Below are 21,343 nucleotides of genomic sequence, written 5' to 3' on the forward strand. Positions count from 1 at the left end.
TAAAAGAGTTCCTTCGACAAGCTCAGGATGACAATTCTATATTTATGAGAAAGCCTTCTTAATGTTAATAACTGATAGATGCTGAAATAAATTCAGCATGACGATTCCCCTTAAAAAGTGATCAAAATAAAAAACGCCAGTATAATTTCTATGCTGGCGTTTTTTGTATTATGCTATTTTCGCTTTAAGCTTTGGTCTTTCTGCTTATACCTTAATGACTCGGAGCATCAGCATTTACACGTTTAATCTGCGCCCCTAAGGCACGTAAACGGGTGTCGATATCCTGGTAACCACGCTCAATCTGTTCGATGTTATAGATGGTCGATTTACCTTCTGCTGATAAAGCTGCAATTAATAAGGAAACGCCGGCCCTGATGTCAGGAGAAGTCATACTAATGCCGCGAAGTTTATATTTTTTATCAATACCGTTAACCGTAGCGCGGTGCGGATCGCAAAGGATAATCTGTGCGCCCATATCAATCAGTTTATCCACGAAGAATAAGCGGCTCTCGAACATTTTCTGGTGAATGAGCACGTTTCCTTTTGCCTGTGTGGCTACAACCAACACGATACTCAACAAATCAGGCGTAAAACCTGGCCAAGGCGAATCGGCAATGGTTAAAATCGAACCATCAATAAAGGTGTCGATTTCGTAGTGTTTTTGAGAGGGTACATAAATATCGTCGCCACGGCGCTCCAGTTTAATACCCAGTTTTTTGAAAACCTCCGGTATTACGCCAAGCTCATCGTAACAAACATCTTTAATGGTAATTTCCGATTCAGTCATCGCGGCCATACCGATGAAAGAGCCAATTTCGATCATATCAGGTAGCATTCTGTGCTCCGTTCCACCCAATACTTTAACGCCTTCAATGGTAAGCAGGTTTGAGCCAATACCCGAAATTTTGGCGCCCATACGGTTAAGCATCTTACAAAGTTGTTGTAAATATGGTTCGCAGGCGGCATTGTAAATGGTAGTGGTACCTTTAGCCAAAACAGCGGCCATTACAATATTTGCTGTTCCCGTTACCGATGCTTCATCCAATAGAATATAAGCACCTTGTAAATTGGTGGCATCAACATTAAAGAAAGCCTTTTTGCTATCGTAAACGAATTTTGCACCCAATTTTTCGAAACCGATAAAGTGGGTATCCAATCTTCTACGGCCAATTTTATCGCCACCCGGTTTCGGGATAGCCGCTTTACCAAAACGTGCCAATAATGGTCCTACAATCATAATCGAACCACGTAAACCACCACCTTTGGCTTTAAAAGTATCAGATTCAAAGAAATTTAAATCGATGTTTTTGGCTTCGAAGGTATAGGTGTCTTTATTAATGCGTTCAACAATAACGCCCAAATCGCCCAATAACTCAATCAGTTTATTTACATCTTTAATATCTGGAATATTACTGATGGTTACTTTTTCTTCGGTAAGCAATACTGCAGATAAAATCTGTAATGCTTCGTTTTTGGCACCTTGGGGAGTGATTTCGCCTTTTAATTTAATTCCGCCTGTTATTTCAAATGCGTTCATATATGTTCTAGTAATTAGTATCAGTAAGCAAGTATAAAGATGAGGCAGATATTTAGCTTCACACCTTTTTACTTTCACCCTTTTACCTTTTCTTTAATATTTAGGTTTATTGTTGTTGTTGCGTTGACGGTTATTATTGTTGTTGTTGTTTTGACGGTTTTTTCCGTTGTTGTTGTTATTGTTGTTTCTTCCCCGGTTATTGTTGTTATTGCTCTGACGAGGATTTTGCGCTCTAAATTCAACTTTAGCCAGGTTAACACCTTCATCAAGTGATAACAATCCGCCGGAAAGGTATTTCAGATCTTTAATAATAGTATCATCGCTCACATTATCTTTATTCCAGGTTACATAAGCCATTTTCATAAAATTAGCAATGCTCTGCACCATTGCCTTTTTAATTTCGGCATTTTCTTCGAGCATGGCTTTTTCGATCAGATTTTCAACCGTTTTACCGTAGTGTTTGTAAGTAATTCTTTGTTGAGGATAGGCCAGGGGCGCTGGTTTAATGTAAGCATTTTCGATTAATGGCTTTGGATATGGGCTATCAACATCAATCTGGTAACCAGAAATAATATGTAGGTGATCCCAAAGTTTATGTTTAAAATCGGCAACATCACGCAAATGTGGTTGCAAAAATCCCATCAGGTCAATTACCGCCTGGGCATATTTATTACGTTCTTCAATGGTGGGTAATTCGCAGATATACTTCACCATGTTTTGTACGTTGCGGCCATATTCAGATAAAATTAAATGGCTACGCGTAGTATTATAGTCAAAATTCATGTTCAGATAATTAATTGGTAATTTTCTGGCGATACGAATTATGAAATAACCAGAGGAGTTTAGGTTATGAATTCACCGAAATGTCTATTGCCAGATTTTCGTTTTATATAGTCAAAGGTAATGAAATTATTTGATTTGTGATCTGCTTATCGAAATTGTGATAATTTAATTCAGTGATTTACTGGAAATGTTTGTTCTGTAATTCTTGGTCTTTTCATTCCCGTTATCAGCTCTAATCCCGATGAACCTTTAAAACAAGCAAGCACTTCATAAAAAAAACAAAAAATAGTGCTTAAATCGGGCGATGCCGCTATTACCGGGTATATTTAATTGTATGTTGTGTTCGTTTGAGAAACTTTGCCAGCACCAGAATATAAGTTAACCTTAATCAATAATGATAAAAGCCTTAAACTTCATCACTATTTTTCGGATAATCAAAAAATACCAGTTCTCCGGTTCCTTTACTCACCATTTGCCAGGAATCAAAAGGGAATGAAATTAATACCATGCCTGCAGTTGGAATGTTGTAAATGTCGGCATCGCATAACTGATTCGCGAAATCTGTAAAACCGGGGTTATGACCAAACATGACAACATGATCTGCACCATTATTCAGACCATTAACGACTTTAAGTAAATGGGTTGTATTCGCCTCGTAAATAGATTCTTCGAACTGAATGTGGTCTGTATTATAGGCTTCTGCAAAGTATTTGGCTGTAGATTTAGCTCTTTTTGCCGGACTGCTCACCATCAGGTCGATTTTAAAACCGCGGTTAATCAATCTTTCAGCCATTTTAGGTGCGTTTTCCTTGCCGCGTTTATTTAACGGTCGATCGAAATCTTTTAAATCTAAATTTCCCCAGTCCGATTTGCCATGGCGGACCAGAAGTAATTGCTTAGCCATTTAGTTTCTCTTTAATTTTATCTACAATTGTTTCAGGCTTAATTAAGTCTATACAGTTTTCAACACCGCAAAGGCAGGGTTTGTTTCCATAAATAGAATTTGGTCTTGCCGGATGATCGATCTGAATACAGTCGTTTTCCAATTGTCCGTATCCTAAAAAGCCGGCATAAGGATGTGTTGGCCCCCAAACAGATACCACAGGTATACCAACAAGTGATGCCATATGCATGCCAGATGAGTCCATGCTCAACATTAAATCCAAGTTCGAAATAATGGCAAGCTCTTCCGTTAAATTAAAGTTTCCGATTAAATTATGGGTGTTTTTATTCGCATTAGCCCATTTTTCGGCTATTTCCTGTTCCTTTTTGCCACCACCAAATATAAAAATTTCATAACCCAATCTGCCTAGTGAGGCCACTACTTCTTCCATTTTTTCTAAAGCATATACTTTATAAACATGCTGAGCAAAGGGGGAAATGCCTATTTTTTTTGTGGCTTTATCAGCAAATAAATCCTGAGCATTTGCTGGAATTTCCTGCTGTGATGTATTGATTTTATGACTTAGCTTAACGTTAAAGCCCAATTGGCGGAAAACATCAGCATAACGCTCTACAGTTTTTCTGAGTGGTTTAAAAATCTTATTGTGAGCACGGGTTAATGCCTTTTTCTCAGCCCTTCCCTTGTTAATCCGCCTTATTTTCGTTCCGGCTAAACGAAAAAAGGTAGAAATTGCCCTGCTCCTTAAATTATCATGTAAATCGGCTATTGCACTTGGCTTATAGCTGCGGAGTTCCTGATAAAGTTTATATAATCCATTAATGCCTTTATGAATGGTTTTTGGCTGGATAGGATGGAAGATCAGATGGGGAATATGATCGAAAAAGGGTTTAAAAGCTGGCCGGCTGACCACGATGAGTTCGGTCGATGGGTGCTGCTTAGAAAATTCTTGTAAAACAGAGGCTACCATGGCCACATCGCCCATAGCCGAAAAACGTAAAACGATGATTTTTTGAGTATATGTCATGCTTTTTTACCACAAAGACACAAAATCACCAGGTTTTTCTTCGTGTCTTTAAGCGTAATTATTCTTTACTTTTCGCTTTAGTCTTTAACCTTTTTTATACAAAACCGGATTTAAACTCGGATCGTTGTACATTTTCATCTGTTTATATACCTTCATGTATTTCTTACCAGCCTCAATATCGGCCAATAATTCATCAATGCTGGCTGAAAGATCATCGCGTTGCGATAACAATATATGGAGTTTAGTCTGGCATTGTTCACGGTGCTCGGCCGATGCACTTTCGCGTTCAGCCTCTTCCTGCATATGGTAAATTTTAAGGGCTAGTATAGAAAGCCTGTCAATTGCCCATGCCGGACTTTCTGTATTGATTTTTGCATCAGGCAGCGCCGTAATTCCCTGGTAAAGATTTAAAAAATAGCCATCTATAAACTCAACCATATCGGTACGCACCTGGTTTTGTGCGTCGATACGTCTTTTCCAGCTCAACCCTTCAACAGGATCAATCTGCGGATTGCGGACCACATCTTCCATGTGCCATTGAGCGGTATCAATCCAGTTTTTGATGTAAAAAAGATGCTCTAAACTTTCGGCATCGTAAGGGTTTTCAACCGGATGGTCAATATCATCAAACTTGTGGTAGTCTGTAATAACCTGATTAAATATGCGGTTGGCAATTTCACTGATCATGGGGCAAAGATATTAAAAGATTCCTTATGGTTATTGTCTTGCCGGGCGTAGTTGAAGCATACTTGCGGTTTGATTACACAGATTTCTTTTGTAAAACTTAAAACAAGCTAATTTAAGCGCTGTTTTACCGCTAACCGCTAACCGCTAACCGCTAACCGCTAACCGCTAACCGCTAACCGCTAACCGCTAACCGCTAACCGCTAACCGCTAACCGCTAACCGCTAACCGCTAACCGCTAACCGCTAACCGCTAACCGCTAACCGCTAACCGCTAACCGCTAACCGCTAACCGCTAACCTTTCTTATTCTCAAAGTACGCAGTAATCTCCTCTAAGGTGAAAGCATTCAAACATTTCTCAGCGCTTAAACCACCTTTGCGGGCTACTAAAATACCATAATGCATATCGTTGAAGCCTTCAGTACGGTGTGCATCAGGATTTACCGACAATAATACGCCTTTTTCAAGTGCATAACGGTGCCAGCGCCAGTCTAAATCCAAACGTAAAGGGTTTGCATTAATTTCAATCACCACTTTATTGGCCGCACAGGCATCAATAATTTTTTTATAATCGATAGGGTAGCCAGCCCTGCTCAATAATAAACGGCCTGTTGGATGGCCTAAAATAGTGGTGTAAGGGTTTTCAATTGCTTTTAATAAACGGGCGGTTGCCTTGGTTTCGTCCATGCGGAGGTTACTGTGAACAGAAGCAACCACAAAATCAAATGTTTTAAGGATCTCGTCCGGATAATCGAGTGATCCATCGCTTAAAATATCACTTTCAATTCCCTTGAAAATTTTAAATGGGCCCAGTTTTTTATTTAATTCATCAATCTCCTGATGTTGCGCAAAAACGCGTTGTTCGTTTAATCCTTTAGCATAAACTGCGGTTTTAGAGTGATCGCAAATGCCTAAATACTGAAGATTTAAGTTCTCCTTGCAATATATAGCCATCTGTTCCAGGGTATGTACGCCATCGCTCCAGGTAGAGTGGTTGTGCAAACTGCCTTTTAAATCTTCGTATTGGATCAGCGTTGGGAGTTTATTTGCTTTGGCCAGTTCAATTTCATCAAAATCTTCGCGTAGTTCAGGTTCGATAAAAGCTAATCCGGCCTTGCTGTAAATTTCTTCTTCATTTACGAAAGGCCCATCGCCAGCTAAAGCTAACACTTTTTCAACATGTTCGGTATTTCCTGTTAATTTAAACCACTGTAAATAAAAGGCTGATTTTTCTACTATATAGATTTTAATCCTAAGTCCGGCTTCAGTGGTACAAATGTAAGATTGCTCTGCTTCAATAAGCGAAAGTGGTTCGAAAGCAGGTAAATTTTGTTTAATGGCATCACTATTTTCTGTGCCGATTACAATTTCCAGTTCATCAATAATCTCACATGCGCGCCGATACTGACCTGCAAAACCTGAAATTGCAGCTTGATCAATTTTTCCGACCCAATCAGCAAGTTGTATAAATAATGTTTTGGCAAAACCCTCTACCTGTGCATATAAAAACCTTCCGTTAGCTGCCAGTTTAAACTCAATGGCATTTTTAATCTCTTCCTGCGTTTTTAAACCAAAACCTTTGGCCTCAATTAAGCGGTTTTCGTTGCAGGCGTAATATAATTCACCTATACTTTCTATTCCTAAGGTACGCCAAATAATGAAAATCTTTTTCGGTCCGATGCCTTTTATAGCCAGCATTTCCACCACGCCTTCGGGTGTTTTTTCGAGAATTTCGTTAAGTTCTTTTAATGCTCCCGTTTTTAGAAGTTCTATGATTTTGGATGCCAGTCCTTTACCTATGCCATCAATTTTATCCAGTTCATCCAGGGGTTTGTCTTTTAACGCAAAAGGCAGTTTATCCACCTTAAAATAGGCATTTGCAACTGATTTAATTTTAAAGGGGTTCTCTTCGTGCAGTTCCATAAGCTGCGATAAGAGGCGCAAGGTGCGGGCGATGGTCTTATTTTCCATAAGGGGTAAAATTAGGAAATAATGCCTCAAATATTTACCTGGCAAATAAATTAAAACACAATTTTATTAAAGGTTGTTTTACACTCATGAAAAATGTAAAATTTGCCCTTTTGGGATTAAGCATAAGTTTGGCAGCATGCCAATCTGCCAATAAAAATGGTGAGCACAAAACGGATTCGGTAAGTAACCGGAAGTCGGTCAAAACACAAGCTATAGATGAACGTTTCCTGATTGTAGCCGGTAAATCCATTGGCGAAATTTTTTTAGGAGAAAACATGGAACAGGTAGGTGAAAAACTTGGAAGACCTGATGCCGGCGATGCCGCAATGGGAAAAGCCTGGGGAATTTGGTACAGTAATGATTCGACAGGAAAGCATCCCAATGAAATTGCGGTATATTCGTCTTATCGGGATACGAGTATGCTGGTAAAGGATGTGAAACAGATCAGGATTACCTCTGATCAGTTTAAAACCCAGGATGGTTTGGCAACGGGCACTACGATGGAGGAAACAAAAAATAAATTTCCAGCTATTGAGAAACTTTCTGCCTATTTGAATGAAGATAAAGATACTATCACTGTTTATGATGCGAAAAAAGAGGGGATTGGCTTTGAGTTTTTAAAAGGGAAAAGTATTTCCATAACGGTCCATCCGGTAAATACTCCGGTTAATGCTACCTATCTTACTTTGCATCCGGAGTGGAAATTGATTAATTAGGAGGGGAGAAGTGAGAGGTAAGATGGAAGAGGTAAGATGGAGAATGTTTTTTTTAAGCTCATTGTTTAATGGTTCATGGTTAATTGTTTATGGAGAAAACCACAGGACCATTAACTATTTCACTATGAACTATTAACCCTCTTGGATGAATTTCTATCCTTCCATTATCCATTTTCCATCTTACATCATTCCCTATTTAATTACTGCTTCAAACGGCATCCTGGCCTGAATTCCGGAGCTTGCAATAACCTTTTTCATTTGCTGGTAAAGTATATAATGATCACCAAGCTCTTGTTTGGTGTAGTAGGTTTTAATCCTGTCTGTACCTTCATCCAGTAATGATTTCCATGGGTCTATTACATCCGGATATTCTACTACCTTATAATTCTTTAATTTAGCTTTTTTAGCAGCAGCCTTTATGGCGTCATTAAAGCCACCGATTCTATCCGCTAAACCAATCTGAACGGCATCTGTTCCGATCCAAACGTGGCCACCGCCAATACTATCGATATAGGCTTTGGTTTTCTTCCTGCCGTCGGCTACACGACTCACAAAACCGCTGTAAATTCTGTTTAATTCATTCTGTATGATGAATCTTTCACCAGCAGTCATAGGGCGGTTCGTAGCCATAATATCGGCATATTTACCGGTTTTAACACCGTCAAATGTAATGCCCAGTTTGTTGGTCATTAAGTTCTGGAAGTTCGGGATAATACCAAATACACCGATAGAACCCGTAATGGTATTTGGTTGTACAAAAATGCTATCGGCAGCACAACCAATATAGTAACCGCCTGATGCAGCCACATCACCAAAAGATGCAATAACCGGCTTTTCTTTCCTGGTCAGTACAACCTCTCTCCAGATCACGTCTGAAGCTAATGCGCTACCTCCGGGAGAATTTACACGAAGTACAACCGCTTTAATATCGTCATCTAAACGGGCCTTTCTGATTGCCCTGGAAATACGTTCTGATCCGATCTGGCTGTCAGAACCTTCTCCACCATTAATTTCACCATTGGCATAAATTACCGCAACTTTGTCTTTTCCTTCACCTGTATCGCTATTATTTTTGGCATAATCGTTAATCGAAACAGATCGGATATTTTCTCCCCTGGTTCTGCCAGATAGTCCTTTTAATTCCTCTAAAATCTGATCTTTGTATTTTAAAGCATCGATCATTTTAAAGTTTACAGCATCTTGTGGCTGTTGTATTTTATAGTTGTCGGCTATGTTGTAAAGGCTATCTTTTTGGATATTTCTACTCTGTGCAATATCGGTTAAAAAAGTATTGTACAATCCACCAACATAAGCGGTAACCTGTTTGCGGTTATAATCGCTCATTTTATCCAGGATAAAGGGCTCGACTGCACTTTTGTAGTTCCCTACACGGATAACCTGCATTTCTACACCAACTTTTTCTAATGTTCCTTTAAAGAAAGTTAATTCAGAGCTAAATCCTTTGAATTCTAAAGCGCCTTCTGGATTTAAATATAGTTTATCAGCTACGGAAGCTAAATAATAAGCCCCTTGAGTATACACTTCGCTATAGGCGATAATTTTTTTATGCGATTTTTTAAAATCGATCAGCGCATTCCTCACCTCGCGTAACGTGGCAAAACCCGCATTGGGGCTGCTCACATTGAGGTAGATACATTTAATATTATCATCTGTTTTGGCTTTTTGCAGCGCTTTTAAGAAGTCGTTTAAACCTATGGCTTCTTTTTCTTCTCCTCCAACAATCGGTAGGTTCCCGAATGGATTTTTAGGTGTACGCTCGGTAATGGCCTGATCTAAATTTAGGAATAGTACCGAATTGTTAGACACAGTAATGGTTTTGTCGCTATCAATCGAAGATATTAAACCCACCACCACTACGAAGCAGATAATAAATACGATGATGATCGATAAGAAAAAGCCCAACATGGAGGCAAATAAATACTTAAAGAATTCTCTCATTTAAATGTTTTAATTTTGTGCTGTAAAGATATAAAAATACATGATGCTTAATCAAGCTTTAGAGTACAGTACGGCTTATTTGTTACTGGGTGGAAATTTAGGTAACAGGGAGGCAAATTTGAAAAAAGCCATCGAACTATTGAACGATAAAATTGGCGAGGTAATAGTCGCCTCATCTCTTTACGAAACGGCAGCGTGGGGCAAAACCGATCAGCCTGCATTTTTAAATCAGGCGGTGGCTGTGCAAACCAGTTTAAGTGCTTTGGAAGTTTTAGATCTGGCATTAATTATAGAGCTAGAGCTGGGCAGGGTAAGAAAAGATAAATGGGGGGAGCGCTTAATTGATATTGATCTTGTCCTTTTTGGAGATCAGATCATCGATATTCCCGATAAACTTCAGGTGCCTCATCCGCATATGCAACACCGGAAATTTGTAATGGAACCCCTGGCCGAGATTGCCCCTGAAGTTTTACATCCCGTGCTGGGAGAAACGATTTTGTCGATCTGTCGGAATATAAACGATCCGCTTGAGGTTAAAAGACTTTAATTAGTCAATGTATGACTAAAGCATTCTGCCGGTCCTTTAGGGCAGTGAAAGGCTAAACTTGCTGACTTGGGCTTGCGCCCTTAAAATGAAGAAAAGATAACACTATATACAATACCAGAACAAAAGGTATTGCCGCAAATTGTAGAAAGGCAATTAATATGGCCGATAGGATGAGGAAAATAAACTTAATTTTGTTTTTCGCCCAGCTTAAGTTGCTGAATTTTAAGGAGAATATTTTTATTTCACTTACCAGTAAAAAGCTGGTGATTGCCGTAATGGCAATCAATAAGATACTGGATGAAATAATTTGCGGATAATCTTGCGCAATAAAAGGTAGCGAACATATAAACAAAGTATTCATGGGCGTATTCAAGCCAATAAAATCTTCCGTTTGCCTGCTGTCGTTGTTGAATTTGGCCAATCTAAGTGCCGAAAAAATGGTAATGATAAAGCCCAGATAGGGAAGATATTCAGATGAATAATCGCTTTCCTTTAGTAAGTGAAACATAATTACCCCGGGTAAAAATCCAAAACTTACCATATCTGCCAAAGAATCGAGATCTTTTCCAATGGCCGATTTCACATTTAATAAACGGGCAACCATGCCATCAAAAAAATCGAATATTCCGGATAAAATAACGAAATAAGCTGCAGTTTCTAAATGGCCTTTAAATGCAAAAACGACTCCGATACAGCCAGAAAAAAGGTTTGCACAGGTAATCGCATTAGGGAGATTTTTTTTTAGCATGGGGTTAGGCGCTAAGCGCATGGGGTTTGAAACGCATTACTCCAAACCCCAAACGCTAAACTTATTTAGCTGTTCATCGAAATTAAGAACTCTTCGTTACTTTTTGTTCCTTTTATTTGAGATTGAACAAATTCCATTGCCTCCTGGCTGTTCATATCAGCAAGGTGGTTACGTAAAATCCAAACGCGCTGTAAGGTATCTCTGTCGTGCAATAAATCGTCGCGACGGGTACTTGATGCCGTAATATCGATAGCAGGGAAAATACGTTTGTTAGATAATTTACGGTCTAACTGAAGCTCCATGTTACCTGTTCCTTTAAATTCTTCGAAAATCACCTCATCCATTTTAGAACCTGTATCGGTTAATGCAGTAGCTAAAATGGTTAATGAACCGCCGTTTTCGATGTTACGTGCCGCACCAAAGAAACGTTTTGGTTTGTGCAGTGCATTGGCATCAACACCACCTGATAATATTTTACCCGATGCAGGTGCTGTAGTATTATATGCCCTGGCTAAACGGGTAATCGAATCTAAAAGGATCACTACATCGTGTCCGCTTTCAACTAAACGTTTCGATTTCTCTAAAACAATGTTGGCAATTTTAACGTGACGTTCAGCCGGCTCATCAAAGGTTGAGGCAATTACTTCAGCTCTTACACTACGTGCCATATCGGTAACCTCTTCAGGCCGCTCATCAATTAATAAGATAATTAAATAAACTTCAGGGTGGTTTTTGGCAATGGCGTTGGCCACTTCTTTCAATAAATTGGTTTTACCTGTTTTAGGCTGCGCCACAATTAAACCACGCTGCCCTTTACCAATTGGCGTAAATAAATCCATAATACGGGTAGAATAGTTATTTGTATCCGTAAACAGGTTTAATCTTTCGGTAGGGAAAAGCGGTGTTAGATAATCAAAAGGAACGCGGTCGCGAACCTCAGCAGGGATTCGGCCGTTAATGGTTTCTACACGGACCAAAGGGAAATATTTTTCGCCTTCTTTTGGCGGACGGATGCTACCTTTTACGGTATCACCTGTTTTTAATCCAAAAAGTTTGATCTGAGACTGAGATACATAAATATCATCAGGAGAAGTCAGGTAGTTGTAATCTGCCGAGCGCAAGAAACCATAACCGTCAGGCATAATTTCCAGAACGCCTTCATTTGTAATGACATTATCGAAATCCAGGTTAGAGTAACTGTTTTCGTTTTTGTGGTGATTGCCACCACCCGGTTGCTTTTGCTGGCGGTTTTCATCACGTTGTGGTTTTTCCTGTTTTTCTTTAGTCTCTTGTTTTTGTTTTGGAGCCACGGGAAGTACTTCTGCACTTTCTTCTATTAAAGCTGAAATTGGTTTTACACTTTCTTTAGCTTCAACAGTTCTGTCGGGTTGCTTTTCGTGCTGAGGCTCGTCAAATAACGTAACCGCATCTCTTCTTTTTTCAACTGGTGCTGCAGATTCAGTTTTTGTTAACCTGGCTCGTTTTTTAACGGGCTTTTCATCTGTAGCAAGAGGCTTTTCTTCTGTAGCAACAGGTTTTTCAGCGGTTATTGCAGAAGCTGCTGCAGCTGCTGCCGCAACTTTTGGTGCTTTTGCAGCTTTGGTTTTTGGTGCACGCGTGGCTGCAACGGGTTCGGTTTCGCTATAAGGATCTGCACCGGATTTAGCGGCATTTATAATTTCTTGCTGGTGTAAGAGTACTTCAACAAGGTCGATTTTTCTTAGGGAGTCGGCACCTTCAATGCCATAGCTTTTTGCCAGCTCACGTAATTCTGTTGTGAGCTTATCATTTAATTCTGTTTTACTAAACATTCTAAATATATATGTTTCAAGAAATTTTTCATTTGTTTATAACGGATGTTTTCTGTTATAAATTTGCACGGGCTTAAAAAATATTTGTGTTAACGTAAGCCCGGCTTTTTATTGTGCATAAGTTCTTAAGGCTATAAAACTTTAAATGAGTTCATTAGGGATAATGCTCAAATTGTTTCATAATTGTTTACAAGCTGAATAAAAAGCAATATTTGCTTTTAAAAAATGGTAACAAAAAACAAGTCTTGATAAATTTTTCTGGGATATTCAGATAAACGGTTGAGAAATTATGGTGCAATTGTATGTATTTGAAACGTAATCTGCAAGCAAAAGTTTAAAATGTTTAAAAAAATAATTAATGTGAGCATTATTTTGTCGCTCAGAAAACTTAAAAATCTTCATATTTGCAGCAAATAAGCGCATATATGACCAAGCAACAACTTTTTGAGCAGATACAAAAAAAACGTTCTTTTTTATGTGTAGGATTAGATTCTTCGCTGGATAAGATCCCACAGCACCTATTGAAGCACGAAAATCCGATTCTGGAATTTAATAAACAGATTATTGATGCCACCAAAGATTTATGTGTAGCTTATAAACCCAATACTGCTTTTTATGAATGTTATGGCAAAAAAGGCTGGGAAACCTTAACTGAAACCTGGAAATATATTCCACAGGATATTTTTTCTATTGCAGATGCTAAACGCGGCGACATTGGCAATACTTCTGCCATGTATGCCGAAACATTTTTTAACGCGGCATCGTCTGAGATGAGTTTCGATTCGGTTACGGTTGCGCCATATATGGGGAGCGATTCGGTAACACCCTTTTTAAGCTTTAAAGATAAATGGGTGATTTTATTGGCTTTAACCTCGAATGCAGGTCATGCCGATTTTCAATTGCAGGAAATCGGAGCAGACAGGCTCTTTGAAAAAGTGATCAAAACCTCGCAAACCTGGGCAACAAATGAGCAGATGATGTATGTAGTCGGGGCTACACGTGGTGCAGCATTTGGCGATGTGCGTAAACTGGCGCCAGATCATTTTCTTTTGGTACCTGGAGTTGGTGCGCAGGGTGGCGATTTAAGCGAGGTGTGTAAATATGGGTTAAATTCGCAATGTGGGTTATTGATCAATTCATCAAGAGGAATTATCTATGCCAGCCAAGGCGAAGATTTTGCCGAAAAAGCGAGAGAAGAGGCTTTAAAACTGCAACAGGAAATGGAGCAGATTTTGGTTAAGGCAGGACTAATTTAATTAAACGAAACTTCGCTTCAAAACGTCATGCTGAACTTGTTCAGCATCTTTTTTGCGTGTAAGACCCTGAAATAAATTCAGGGTGACGTCGCGCGTAATTAAAAGCTAAGAATTTAAACTTATAAGTTAGTTATAGCTAAATAAATTTCTTATCTTCAAGGATGAATTTTCCGGAAGATTTTCTTCATTATGTATGGCAGTTCAGGTCGTTTGATTATAACGGACTGCAGACCTGCGATGGTGAAAACCTGGAAATCATCAATACCGGATTGCTTAACCGAAATGCAGGGCCGGATTTTAACCATGCGAAGATTAAAATAGGCGAAACTACCTGGGCAGGCAATGTAGAAATCCATTTAAAATCTTCTGACTGGCTGAAACATAACCACCAGGTTAATCCTGTATACGAGAATGTAATTTTGCATGTTGTTTACCAGCATGATGCTCAAATAACCAGAATGGATGGAACCATTTTACCGGTTTTAGAACTGAAAGACCGCATTTCTGCTGAACTGATCAAAAAGTATGAAAACCTTTTTCTCACCCTAACCGATTTTCCTTGTATGGCCCAAATTGGAAGCGTGGATGAGTTGATTATAGATTCTTTTTTATCCAGAACATTGGTTGAGCGTTTTGAACAGAAAACAACTGCGGTTACCGAAACTTTAAATAAATTAAATGGGAATTGGGATGAAACTTTCTACCGTTTTATGGCGCGTAATTTCGGCTTCAAAATAAATGCTTTGCCTTTCGATTTATTTGCTAAATCGGTTCCTCAACAAATTTATGCCCGGCATAAAAACAACCCACATCAAATAGAAGCATTGGTTTTTGGTGCGGCAGGATTTTTAAACGATCATTTTGAAGAAGAATACCCGCGAAAGTTAAAAGCAGAATTTCAGTTTCTCCAAAAGAAATACAATATTAAAGCCATTGATGTTTCGATGTGGAAGTTTATGCGCATGCGCCCTCAAAATTTTCCAACTATCCGTTTGGCACAATTTGCTGCATTAATAACCAAATCCAATCATCTTTTTTCTAAAATTATGGAAATAAAGAATGTGGCTGAACTGCGCAGCTTATTTGAAAACCTGCCTGTAAATGATTACTGGAAAACACATTATCATTTTAAGAAGGAAGCCTCTTCGGTAAATACCCAGATCGGGAAAACATCAGTAGATAATATCCTGTTAAATACTGTTGCCTTGTTTTTATTTGCTTATGGAAAACATACCGCAACACCCTATTTTATCAGTAGGGCGATAAAGTTATTAGAAAGTTTGCCTGCTGAGCAAAATGCCATTACCGGTAAATATACCGGGGCGGGAGTGAAGATAGCGAATGCCTTTGCATCACAAGGGATTTTGCAACTAAAAAAGCAATATTGTGATGAGAAAAAATGCCTGTCTTGTGGTATCGGAATCAAGATTTTGAAGCAGGCCTGAGCTGTTTATATTTGGGTAAAACTTTATACTTTATAATCTGTTTATCTATTATGGAATTTCCGCACGAACTAAAAGAACTATATCCAAATCAGATTATTGAGGTAAGGGGTAATGCCGATGCCTTAACGATTATTTTAAATAGCGATGTAGATATCCGGCAATTTAAGGCAGAACTGATCAAAAAATTTTCGGGACTGGAAGAACAACAAACGCTTTTTATTAAACACGAAGATAAACAAGATTTCGAAAAACTGATTTTGGAATAACGATGTTAAAGTATATCATTGCATTTAACCAATTAAATTTCTTAAATTAGAATCTCTAAGCAAATAATGATTCCCGTTTTGGAGCGTTCTTATTTTTGCAGAGCAGTAAGATTTTAAAATAAGCTTAAAATGTTCCAGAGAATTGTAACTTATTTTGAACAGCAGAGTTTTGGAGTGTCTACCTACTTGGCCAACAAGCTGAATATGAGTACGGCTAAAGTTCGTCTGTTTTTTATTTATTCGTCATTTTTGGCGGTGGGTTTCCCTATACTATTTTATTTTTTGGCTGCTGTTGTGCTCGATATCAGGACGTATATGAAAAAAATGCGGCTGCGGATTTGGGAATGATTTCAGTTGGCAGTTTTCAGGTGGCAATATCCAATTTGCAGTTGGCAGTTTTCAGTTGGCAGTTTTCAGTTTAAATCGACTGGAAATTGTGAACTACAAACTGTGAAATGGACTAATCATCATCTCTTAAAATCTCTGCAATTTCATTAAATCCTTTTTCTGCTGCTAAATCTGCAGGTAATTTTCCGCCTTCCATGCGTAAAGATACTTCTGCGCCATGTTCCAGCAGTAAAATAATCAGTTCAATATTTCCCAGTTGCGCGGCAGTATGTAAAGGGGCTAAGCCTGCTTTCTGACAAACATTTGGATAGGCTCCCGCATCTAACAGCATTTTAGTGATATTAAAATTATTGGCTGCAACTGCCGAATGAATGGGAAATACGTTAAAGCCATTTTTTGAAGCCAGGTTAACTTCAGCCCCTTTTAGCACTAAAAAGCGGGCTAATTCTTCGTGTCCGAAATAGCAGGCTAAGCCAAGCGGTGTAAAGCCATCATTAGAAAATTCATTGATACGTTCGGGTTTTTGGAAAATCAATAAGGTAGCGGCATCGAATTTACCTACTGCACAGGCTTCAAATAAAGTTATGTTATCTGCAAACTCAGCGATTAAATTGGCTATTTCGTGTTTTTTGTAATAACAGGCCAACAATAGTGGCGAAATTTGATGAGAGGTATCAACATTTGCCAATTTTGGGTTTTCAACCAAAATTTCTTTTACGGCTTGTAAATTTCCGGCTTCAATCTGTTCTTCGAGTTGCGCTATACCCATCATACTTTTTTAAAAATCGCTTTAAATTAACGAAAATTAAGGAATTGTAAACTTTAATGCCTAAATATATACAGTGTAAGGTAATCTATCAAGCGCTTAGTGGTTAAAAAAACTGTGATGTCTCCAAAAAGAGTCATTTGTCTAGAATTACCAACTGAAAGCTGCCAACAGATTGGGCGTTCTATAATGGCGTAAAATACGGGAAAGGGGCCGGGCTTTTACAGGGCTGTGCTGCACTCCGGTACCGATGAAGGATCGGTACTGAACCCTTACAATCCCTGGCGGTATTAATGGAAGAAGACACTGAAGTGGCTGGTCGTTTTCAGCAATCTGTTAAATCTGGTGGTAATATTATATTAACCTTTAAGAAGAGATTCTTCACTGCGTATAGAATGACATAGTTTGAGCACTAAAGGCCCAGGTTAAATAAACCTGATAGAACGGAAAGCCCGGAGTACAGCGAGGACTTGAAGGGATAGCAGGACTACCGTAAGCGAAAAGCACCGAAGCCTGCTTTACAAATGATATTGAAGAAATAAGTTAACAAGGTTCTTCGACAGGCTCAGGACGACAAAAAAAATCCCGCTTAACCCCTCCAGGATAAACGGGATAAAACCTAAAACAAAATCCGTTTCATTTAACAAAACGTTACAACTTGTGCGTTGTTAAAATAATAGACCAGAATTTCTGTTTAAGGTTTAAGGCCTGATGAATATTTTTATTTAATTTAAGGCATTATAAATAGTGTAAGCAGATATTTACTCGGGGCTTATCCGGTTTAAAAAAGAGGAGGCTTGGCAATAAGTACCTAAGAGCAATGGTTACAGCATGTGATTATTTTTTTTGCAAGGCTTTCGTTAATGCTGCGCAGTTTTATCTAAGTTTGTTCAATATTAAATTATTTAGGATAGAAAATGTCGGTAAGGGGTAACCAGTTTAAAGCCAATACATTCAGAGATAAAGGTGCAGAAAATGCGCCCGGCAGATCATTATCAGGCAGGCAGCCGAAGGGAAAAATGGATTTTTTGCCCAGTTTCGATCTGGCAGATGGCCGTGCAGTTAAAATTGTAGGGTTGTTTTTTGTGATCTTATCATTATATTTTTTAATTGCTTTCACCTCTTATCTGTTTACCTGGCAGGATGACCAGAGTTATGTAATTGATGCGAATGGCGGCTGGAGCAATCTTTTTAAAACAACGGAAGAACTAAAAGAAGCCGGCGTTTCCATCCCGGTGGTTCAAAACTGGTTGGGCAAGTTTGGTGCATTGTTATCGCACCAGTTTATTTACGAATGGTTTGGTATCGCATCCTTCCTGTTCGTTTTAGCTTTTTTTATTATCGGTTACCGTTTATTATTCAAGGTTAAAATTCTTTCTATCTCCAAAACATTAGGTTACAGTTTTTTCTTTTTACTGTTTATTTCATTAACCTTAGGTTTTGCACATGGTTTCTGGTCAGAATCACCCCATTACCTGGAAGGTGAATTTGGCTATTGGAGCAACAGATTATTAAGTGCCCAAATTGGCGCAGCTGGTGTTGCCGGATTAATTGCTTTTGCGGGATTAACTATTTTAATTATTGCCTATAACATCGATTTTAAATTTCCGGAACGTAAGGCAAAAGAAGTTTACCTGGATAATGAAACGCCTGATTATGTAAACGATATCAGGGAGCAGGCTGTAAAAAACAAAACTTTCGAAGAGCCGTCTGCGCCCATTGAATTTCCGGTGCGCGATAAACCTGTAAATAACGAACGTAAGCAGCAAAATGTAGTATTACAGCCAAATCGTTTCGAGGAAAAAGAGGAGGAAGAAATTGTAAAGCCTGTGGTATTATCTCCATTGGCGGCTAATTTGCCATTGGCCACTGCTGCAGCCTCTGCTATGCCATTGGTTGTAGAACCACCTGTTGAGGAAGAAAAGGAACCTACTTTTACCATCGAAAAAACCGAGGAAGAAAAAAAATCGGATGACCTGGTTGAACAGTTCGGCAATTATGATGAAAAACTGGATTTATCGGGTTATAAGTATCCAACTATCGATTTATTGGAAAACTATGGAACCAATAAAATTTCGGTAAATGCGGAAGAACTGGAAGCCAATAAAAATAAAATTGTAGAAACGCTTAATCATTATAATATCGAGATTGATAAGATTAAGGCCACCATTGGTCCGACGGTTACGCTATACGAAATTATTCCGGCACCGGGTGTGAGGATTTCGAAAATTAAAAACCTGGAGGATGATATTGCACTTTCATTAGCGGCTTTAGGTATCCGTATTATCGCGCCAATGCCGGGTAAAGGTACTATTGGTATCGAGGTGCCGAATCAGCACCCGGAAATGGTACCCATGCGCAGCATTTTGAATACCGAAAAATGGACTCAAAACACGATGGATCTGCCTATTGCTTTAGGTAAGACGATCAGTAACGAGGTGTTTATCGCCGACCTGGCCAAAATGCCGCACTTATTGGTGGCGGGGGCAACCGGTCAGGGTAAATCGGTAGGGATCAACTCCATTCTGGTTTCGCTGCTCTTTAAAAAACATCCTGCACAATTGAAATTTGTACTGGTAGATCCTAAAAAAGTAGAATTAACCCTGTTTAACAGGATAGAGCGCCACTTTTTGGCTAAATTGCCCGGAGAGGCCGATGCCATTATTACCGATACCAAAAAAGTGGTAAATACGCTAAACTCACTTTGTATCGAAATGGATCAGCGTTATGATTTATTGAAAGATGCGCAGGTTAGAAATTTAAAGGAATACAACGATAAGTTTATTAAACGTAAGCTTAATCCGAATAACGGTCACCGCTTTTTACCTTTCATTGTTTTAGTGGTAGATGAGTTTGCCGATTTAATGATGACGGCTGGTAAAGAGGTGGAGGCACCAATTGCCCGTTTGGCCCAACTGGCCCGTGCCATCGGGATCCACCTGGTGCTGGCCACCCAAAGGCCTTCGGTAAATATTATTACGGGAACCATTAAAGCCAACTTCCCGGCCAGGCTGGCTTTCAGGGTATTATCGAAAATCGATTCGCGGACCATTTTAGATAGTGGTGGTGCCGATCAGTTAATTGGCCGTGGTGATATGCTCTTATCTACCGGCAGCGACTTAATCAGGCTACAGTGTGCTTTCGTTGATACACCGGAGGTAGACCGTATTTCGGAATATATCGGTAACCAGCGCGGTTATGCTGATGCTTATCAACTACCAGAGTATATAGATGAAGCAGGAGAGGGAAGCAAAGCTGATTTTGATCCTAACGAGCGTGATAAATTCTTTGAAGATGCAGCAAGGCTGATTGTGATGCATCAGCAGGGCTCAACCTCCTTAATTCAGCGCAAACTGAAACTGGGTTACAACCGTGCCGGCCGGATTATTGACCAGCTGGAGGCTGCCGGAATTGTTGGGCCTTTCGAAGGGAGTAAGGCACGTGAAGTTTTATATCCTGACGAATACTCTTTGGAACAGTTCTTGAATAGTATGGATGACAAAGACTAGATTAAACCAATTGGCATTAATCTACTCTAACGTTTCAAAGGAAAAATTTAAAAAAGAAAAGATGAAGAAATTAATTTCAGCATTAATGGTTGTAGTTGCTTTTACGACTTCAACTTATGCGCAGACTGATGCGAAAGCTAAAGCCATTTTAGCTGAGGTAAGTAAAAAATACAAATCTTATAACGTAGTTAAAACAGATTTTACCTTTACCTTGGATAATCCGAAAGCTAAAGTAAAGGAAACCCAGCAAGGTACTTTGTATGTTAAAGCCAATTCTAACAAGTACAAAGTAGCGATGACCAACCAGGAATTGTTTAGCGATGGTAAAAGCCAGTGGACTTATCTGAAAAAAGACAAAGAAGTGCAGGTGAGCAATGTAGATAACAGTGGTGATGCCATTAATCCGGCGAAGATTTTCACCGTTTACGAAAAAGGATTTAAATACGTTTATACCGGTGAAGAAAAAGCTGGTGCTAAAACCTATCAAATGATCGATTTAACACCGGTTGATGCTAAAAAATCGATTTTTAAAGTACGTTTAAGTATCGATAAGGCTGCTAAACAAATTGCAAACGTGGTGTTGTTTGATAAAAACGGAAACAAATACACCTACAATGTGAAAACTTTTTCGCCTAATGTAAACATACCGGAAACTACTTTTGCTTTCGATGCCAAAAAATATCCTGGTGTTGAAGTGGTAGATTTAAGATAACAGATATAGCAGGCAGCGCAAATTTTAGCGCTATGCATAAAAAAAGCGGTTAATCAGGTAATCTGGTTAATCGCTTTTTCTTTTATATACCTCTTTGTTTACTTTTTTCGATTTACAAACTTGAGTTCAATTAATAATGTGGCTTTTAGCGCTATTCTTTAGGTATTTTAGTATTAGTATCGTCACCCTGAATTCATTTCAGGGTCTTAATTGCAGGAAAGATGCTGAAATGAATTCAGCATTACGATCGCGCGCGGTAAAGCGGCTGTACACTTTTTTAGTCACGGGAACGATTGCACAGATATATATGATTTATCATACATAATTGTATTTTAGTTGTTAATTTCATGCTTAGTA

The 21,343-nt window shown here is 38.9% G+C and carries 18 protein-coding genes; 8 read left to right on the forward strand and 10 right to left on the reverse strand.

All coding sequences use genetic code 11. The features are described 5' to 3' along the window. Window positions 1–211: 211 nt before the first annotated feature. The 6 genes from murA to ABEG20_RS03905 form a co-directional block, all read right to left on the reverse strand. Complete coding sequence (gene murA, locus ABEG20_RS03880) at window positions 212–1,537, reverse strand: UDP-N-acetylglucosamine 1-carboxyvinyltransferase (RefSeq protein WP_406826076.1); 1,326 nt, start codon at window positions 1,535–1,537, stop codon at window positions 212–214. A gap of 93 nt (window positions 1,538–1,630) precedes the next feature. Beyond that, window positions 1,631–2,320, reverse strand: coding sequence for a DUF4290 domain-containing protein (locus ABEG20_RS03885; protein WP_406826077.1), 690 nt, complete (start codon window positions 2,318–2,320; stop codon window positions 1,631–1,633). A gap of 406 nt (window positions 2,321–2,726) precedes the next feature. After that, a complete protein-coding gene (locus ABEG20_RS03890) occupies window positions 2,727–3,224 on the reverse strand; it encodes a SixA phosphatase family protein (protein ID WP_406826078.1) in 498 nt (165 codons plus the stop codon). Then, on the reverse strand, window positions 3,217–4,248 hold the full coding sequence (locus ABEG20_RS03895) for a glycosyltransferase family 9 protein (protein ID WP_406826079.1): 1,032 nt from the start codon (window positions 4,246–4,248) through the stop codon (window positions 3,217–3,219). Before ABEG20_RS03895 ends, ABEG20_RS03890 begins: the two co-directional genes overlap by 8 nt. Before the next feature lie 84 nt (window positions 4,249–4,332). After that, on the reverse strand, window positions 4,333–4,935 hold the full coding sequence (locus tag ABEG20_RS03900) for a DUF4254 domain-containing protein (RefSeq protein ID WP_406826080.1): 603 nt from the start codon (window positions 4,933–4,935) through the stop codon (window positions 4,333–4,335). Between the two features lie 291 nt (window positions 4,936–5,226). Next, window positions 5,227–6,903: a helix-hairpin-helix domain-containing protein gene (locus ABEG20_RS03905; protein WP_406826081.1), complete on the reverse strand. Its 1,677-nt coding sequence runs from the start codon at window positions 6,901–6,903 to the stop codon at window positions 5,227–5,229. Window positions 6,904–6,989: 86 nt separating this feature from the next. On the opposite strand from ABEG20_RS03905, the gene ABEG20_RS03910 reads away from it, so the two are divergent. Further along, a complete protein-coding gene (locus tag ABEG20_RS03910) occupies window positions 6,990–7,619 on the forward strand; it encodes a hypothetical protein (protein ID WP_406826082.1) in 630 nt (209 codons plus the stop codon). Between the two features lie 192 nt (window positions 7,620–7,811). On the opposite strand, the gene sppA is transcribed toward ABEG20_RS03910, so the two are convergent. Next, the gene (gene sppA / locus ABEG20_RS03915; RefSeq protein ID WP_406826083.1) at window positions 7,812–9,578 is read right to left on the reverse strand and encodes a signal peptide peptidase SppA; all 1,767 of its coding nucleotides are present in this window, start codon (window positions 9,576–9,578) and stop codon (window positions 7,812–7,814) included. Between the two features lie 40 nt (window positions 9,579–9,618). Here sppA and folK point away from each other — a divergent pair, with 40 nt between their 5' ends. Beyond that, window positions 9,619–10,125, forward strand: coding sequence for a 2-amino-4-hydroxy-6-hydroxymethyldihydropteridine diphosphokinase (gene folK / locus ABEG20_RS03920; RefSeq protein ID WP_406826084.1), 507 nt, complete (start codon window positions 9,619–9,621; stop codon window positions 10,123–10,125). Window positions 10,126–10,177: 52 nt separating this feature from the next. Here the strand turns inward: folK and pssA are convergent, their stop codons facing one another. After that, window positions 10,178–10,873, reverse strand: coding sequence for a CDP-diacylglycerol--serine O-phosphatidyltransferase (gene pssA, locus ABEG20_RS03925; RefSeq protein ID WP_406826085.1), 696 nt, complete (start codon window positions 10,871–10,873; stop codon window positions 10,178–10,180). Between the two features lie 65 nt (window positions 10,874–10,938). Continuing rightward, window positions 10,939–12,684 (reverse strand): transcription termination factor Rho, encoded by a 1,746-nt coding sequence (gene rho / locus ABEG20_RS03930; RefSeq protein WP_406826086.1) that lies wholly within the window; start codon window positions 12,682–12,684, stop codon window positions 10,939–10,941. Window positions 12,685–13,109: 425 nt separating this feature from the next. On the opposite strand from rho, the gene pyrF reads away from it, so the two are divergent. The 4 genes from pyrF to ABEG20_RS03950 all read left to right on the forward strand — a co-directional run bounded on the left by pyrF (window position 13,110) and on the right by ABEG20_RS03950 (window position 15,999). Beyond that, complete coding sequence (pyrF, locus tag ABEG20_RS03935) at window positions 13,110–13,940, forward strand: orotidine-5'-phosphate decarboxylase (RefSeq protein WP_406826087.1); 831 nt, start codon at window positions 13,110–13,112, stop codon at window positions 13,938–13,940. A gap of 161 nt (window positions 13,941–14,101) precedes the next feature. Then, a complete protein-coding gene (locus ABEG20_RS03940) occupies window positions 14,102–15,385 on the forward strand; it encodes a DUF2851 family protein (RefSeq protein ID WP_406826088.1) in 1,284 nt (427 codons plus the stop codon). 50 nt (window positions 15,386–15,435) lie between these two features. Continuing rightward, window positions 15,436–15,651, forward strand: a complete 216-nt coding sequence (locus ABEG20_RS03945; RefSeq protein WP_406826089.1) for a hypothetical protein — start codon at window positions 15,436–15,438, stop codon at window positions 15,649–15,651. Window positions 15,652–15,780: 129 nt separating this feature from the next. Then, on the forward strand, window positions 15,781–15,999 hold the full coding sequence (locus ABEG20_RS03950) for a PspC domain-containing protein (RefSeq protein ID WP_406826090.1): 219 nt from the start codon (window positions 15,781–15,783) through the stop codon (window positions 15,997–15,999). Between the two features lie 112 nt (window positions 16,000–16,111). On the opposite strand, the gene ABEG20_RS03955 is transcribed toward ABEG20_RS03950, so the two are convergent. After that, window positions 16,112–16,771, reverse strand: coding sequence for an ankyrin repeat domain-containing protein (locus ABEG20_RS03955; RefSeq protein WP_406826091.1), 660 nt, complete (start codon window positions 16,769–16,771; stop codon window positions 16,112–16,114). Window positions 16,772–17,682: 911 nt separating this feature from the next. On the opposite strand from ABEG20_RS03955, the gene ABEG20_RS03960 reads away from it, so the two are divergent. Together ABEG20_RS03960 and ABEG20_RS03965 are read left to right on the forward strand one after the other, a co-directional pair. Continuing rightward, window positions 17,683–20,274 carry a DNA translocase FtsK 4TM domain-containing protein gene (locus ABEG20_RS03960; protein ID WP_406826092.1) on the forward strand — a complete coding sequence of 864 codons (2,592 nt, stop codon included), beginning with the start codon at window positions 17,683–17,685 and terminating at the stop codon, window positions 20,272–20,274. 61 nt (window positions 20,275–20,335) lie between these two features. Next, window positions 20,336–20,986 (forward strand): outer membrane lipoprotein carrier protein LolA, encoded by a 651-nt coding sequence (locus ABEG20_RS03965; protein ID WP_138822909.1) that lies wholly within the window; start codon window positions 20,336–20,338, stop codon window positions 20,984–20,986. Window positions 20,987–21,343 lie beyond the last annotated feature (357 nt).

It is taken from the genome of Pedobacter sp. KACC 23697 (genome assembly GCF_045348445.1).
In the GTDB taxonomy this organism is placed as follows: Bacteria; Bacteroidota; Bacteroidia; order Sphingobacteriales; family Sphingobacteriaceae; genus Pedobacter.

Excerpts from the sequence above, each read along its gene's own strand:
- ABEG20_RS03960 (WP_406826092.1), top strand. The coding sequence starts at position 17,683 with ATGTCGGTAAGGGGTAACCAGTTTAAAGCCAATACATTCAGAGATAAA.
- ABEG20_RS03885 (WP_406826077.1), bottom strand. The coding sequence starts at position 2,320 with ATGAATTTTGACTATAATACTACGCGTAGCCATTTAATTTTATCTGAA.
- ABEG20_RS03900 (WP_406826080.1), bottom strand. The coding sequence starts at position 4,935 with ATGATCAGTGAAATTGCCAACCGCATATTTAATCAGGTTATTACAGAC.
- sppA (WP_406826083.1), bottom strand. The coding sequence starts at position 9,578 with ATGAGAGAATTCTTTAAGTATTTATTTGCCTCCATGTTGGGCTTTTTC.
- murA (WP_406826076.1), bottom strand. The coding sequence starts at position 1,537 with ATGAACGCATTTGAAATAACAGGCGGAATTAAATTAAAAGGCGAAATC.
- ABEG20_RS03905 (WP_406826081.1), bottom strand. The coding sequence starts at position 6,903 with ATGGAAAATAAGACCATCGCCCGCACCTTGCGCCTCTTATCGCAGCTT.
- ABEG20_RS03965 (WP_138822909.1), top strand. The coding sequence starts at position 20,336 with ATGAAGAAATTAATTTCAGCATTAATGGTTGTAGTTGCTTTTACGACT.
- ABEG20_RS03910 (WP_406826082.1), top strand. The coding sequence starts at position 6,990 with ATGAAAAATGTAAAATTTGCCCTTTTGGGATTAAGCATAAGTTTGGCA.
- pyrF (WP_406826087.1), top strand. The coding sequence starts at position 13,110 with ATGACCAAGCAACAACTTTTTGAGCAGATACAAAAAAAACGTTCTTTT.
- ABEG20_RS03945 (WP_406826089.1), top strand. The coding sequence starts at position 15,436 with ATGGAATTTCCGCACGAACTAAAAGAACTATATCCAAATCAGATTATT.
- ABEG20_RS03895 (WP_406826079.1), bottom strand. The coding sequence starts at position 4,248 with ATGACATATACTCAAAAAATCATCGTTTTACGTTTTTCGGCTATGGGC.
- ABEG20_RS03955 (WP_406826091.1), bottom strand. The coding sequence starts at position 16,771 with ATGATGGGTATAGCGCAACTCGAAGAACAGATTGAAGCCGGAAATTTA.
- pssA (WP_406826085.1), bottom strand. The coding sequence starts at position 10,873 with ATGCTAAAAAAAAATCTCCCTAATGCGATTACCTGTGCAAACCTTTTT.
- ABEG20_RS03890 (WP_406826078.1), bottom strand. The coding sequence starts at position 3,224 with ATGGCTAAGCAATTACTTCTGGTCCGCCATGGCAAATCGGACTGGGGA.
- rho (WP_406826086.1), bottom strand. The coding sequence starts at position 12,684 with ATGTTTAGTAAAACAGAATTAAATGATAAGCTCACAACAGAATTACGT.
- ABEG20_RS03950 (WP_406826090.1), top strand. The coding sequence starts at position 15,781 with ATGTTCCAGAGAATTGTAACTTATTTTGAACAGCAGAGTTTTGGAGTG.
- ABEG20_RS03940 (WP_406826088.1), top strand. The coding sequence starts at position 14,102 with ATGAATTTTCCGGAAGATTTTCTTCATTATGTATGGCAGTTCAGGTCG.
- folK (WP_406826084.1), top strand. The coding sequence starts at position 9,619 with ATGATGCTTAATCAAGCTTTAGAGTACAGTACGGCTTATTTGTTACTG.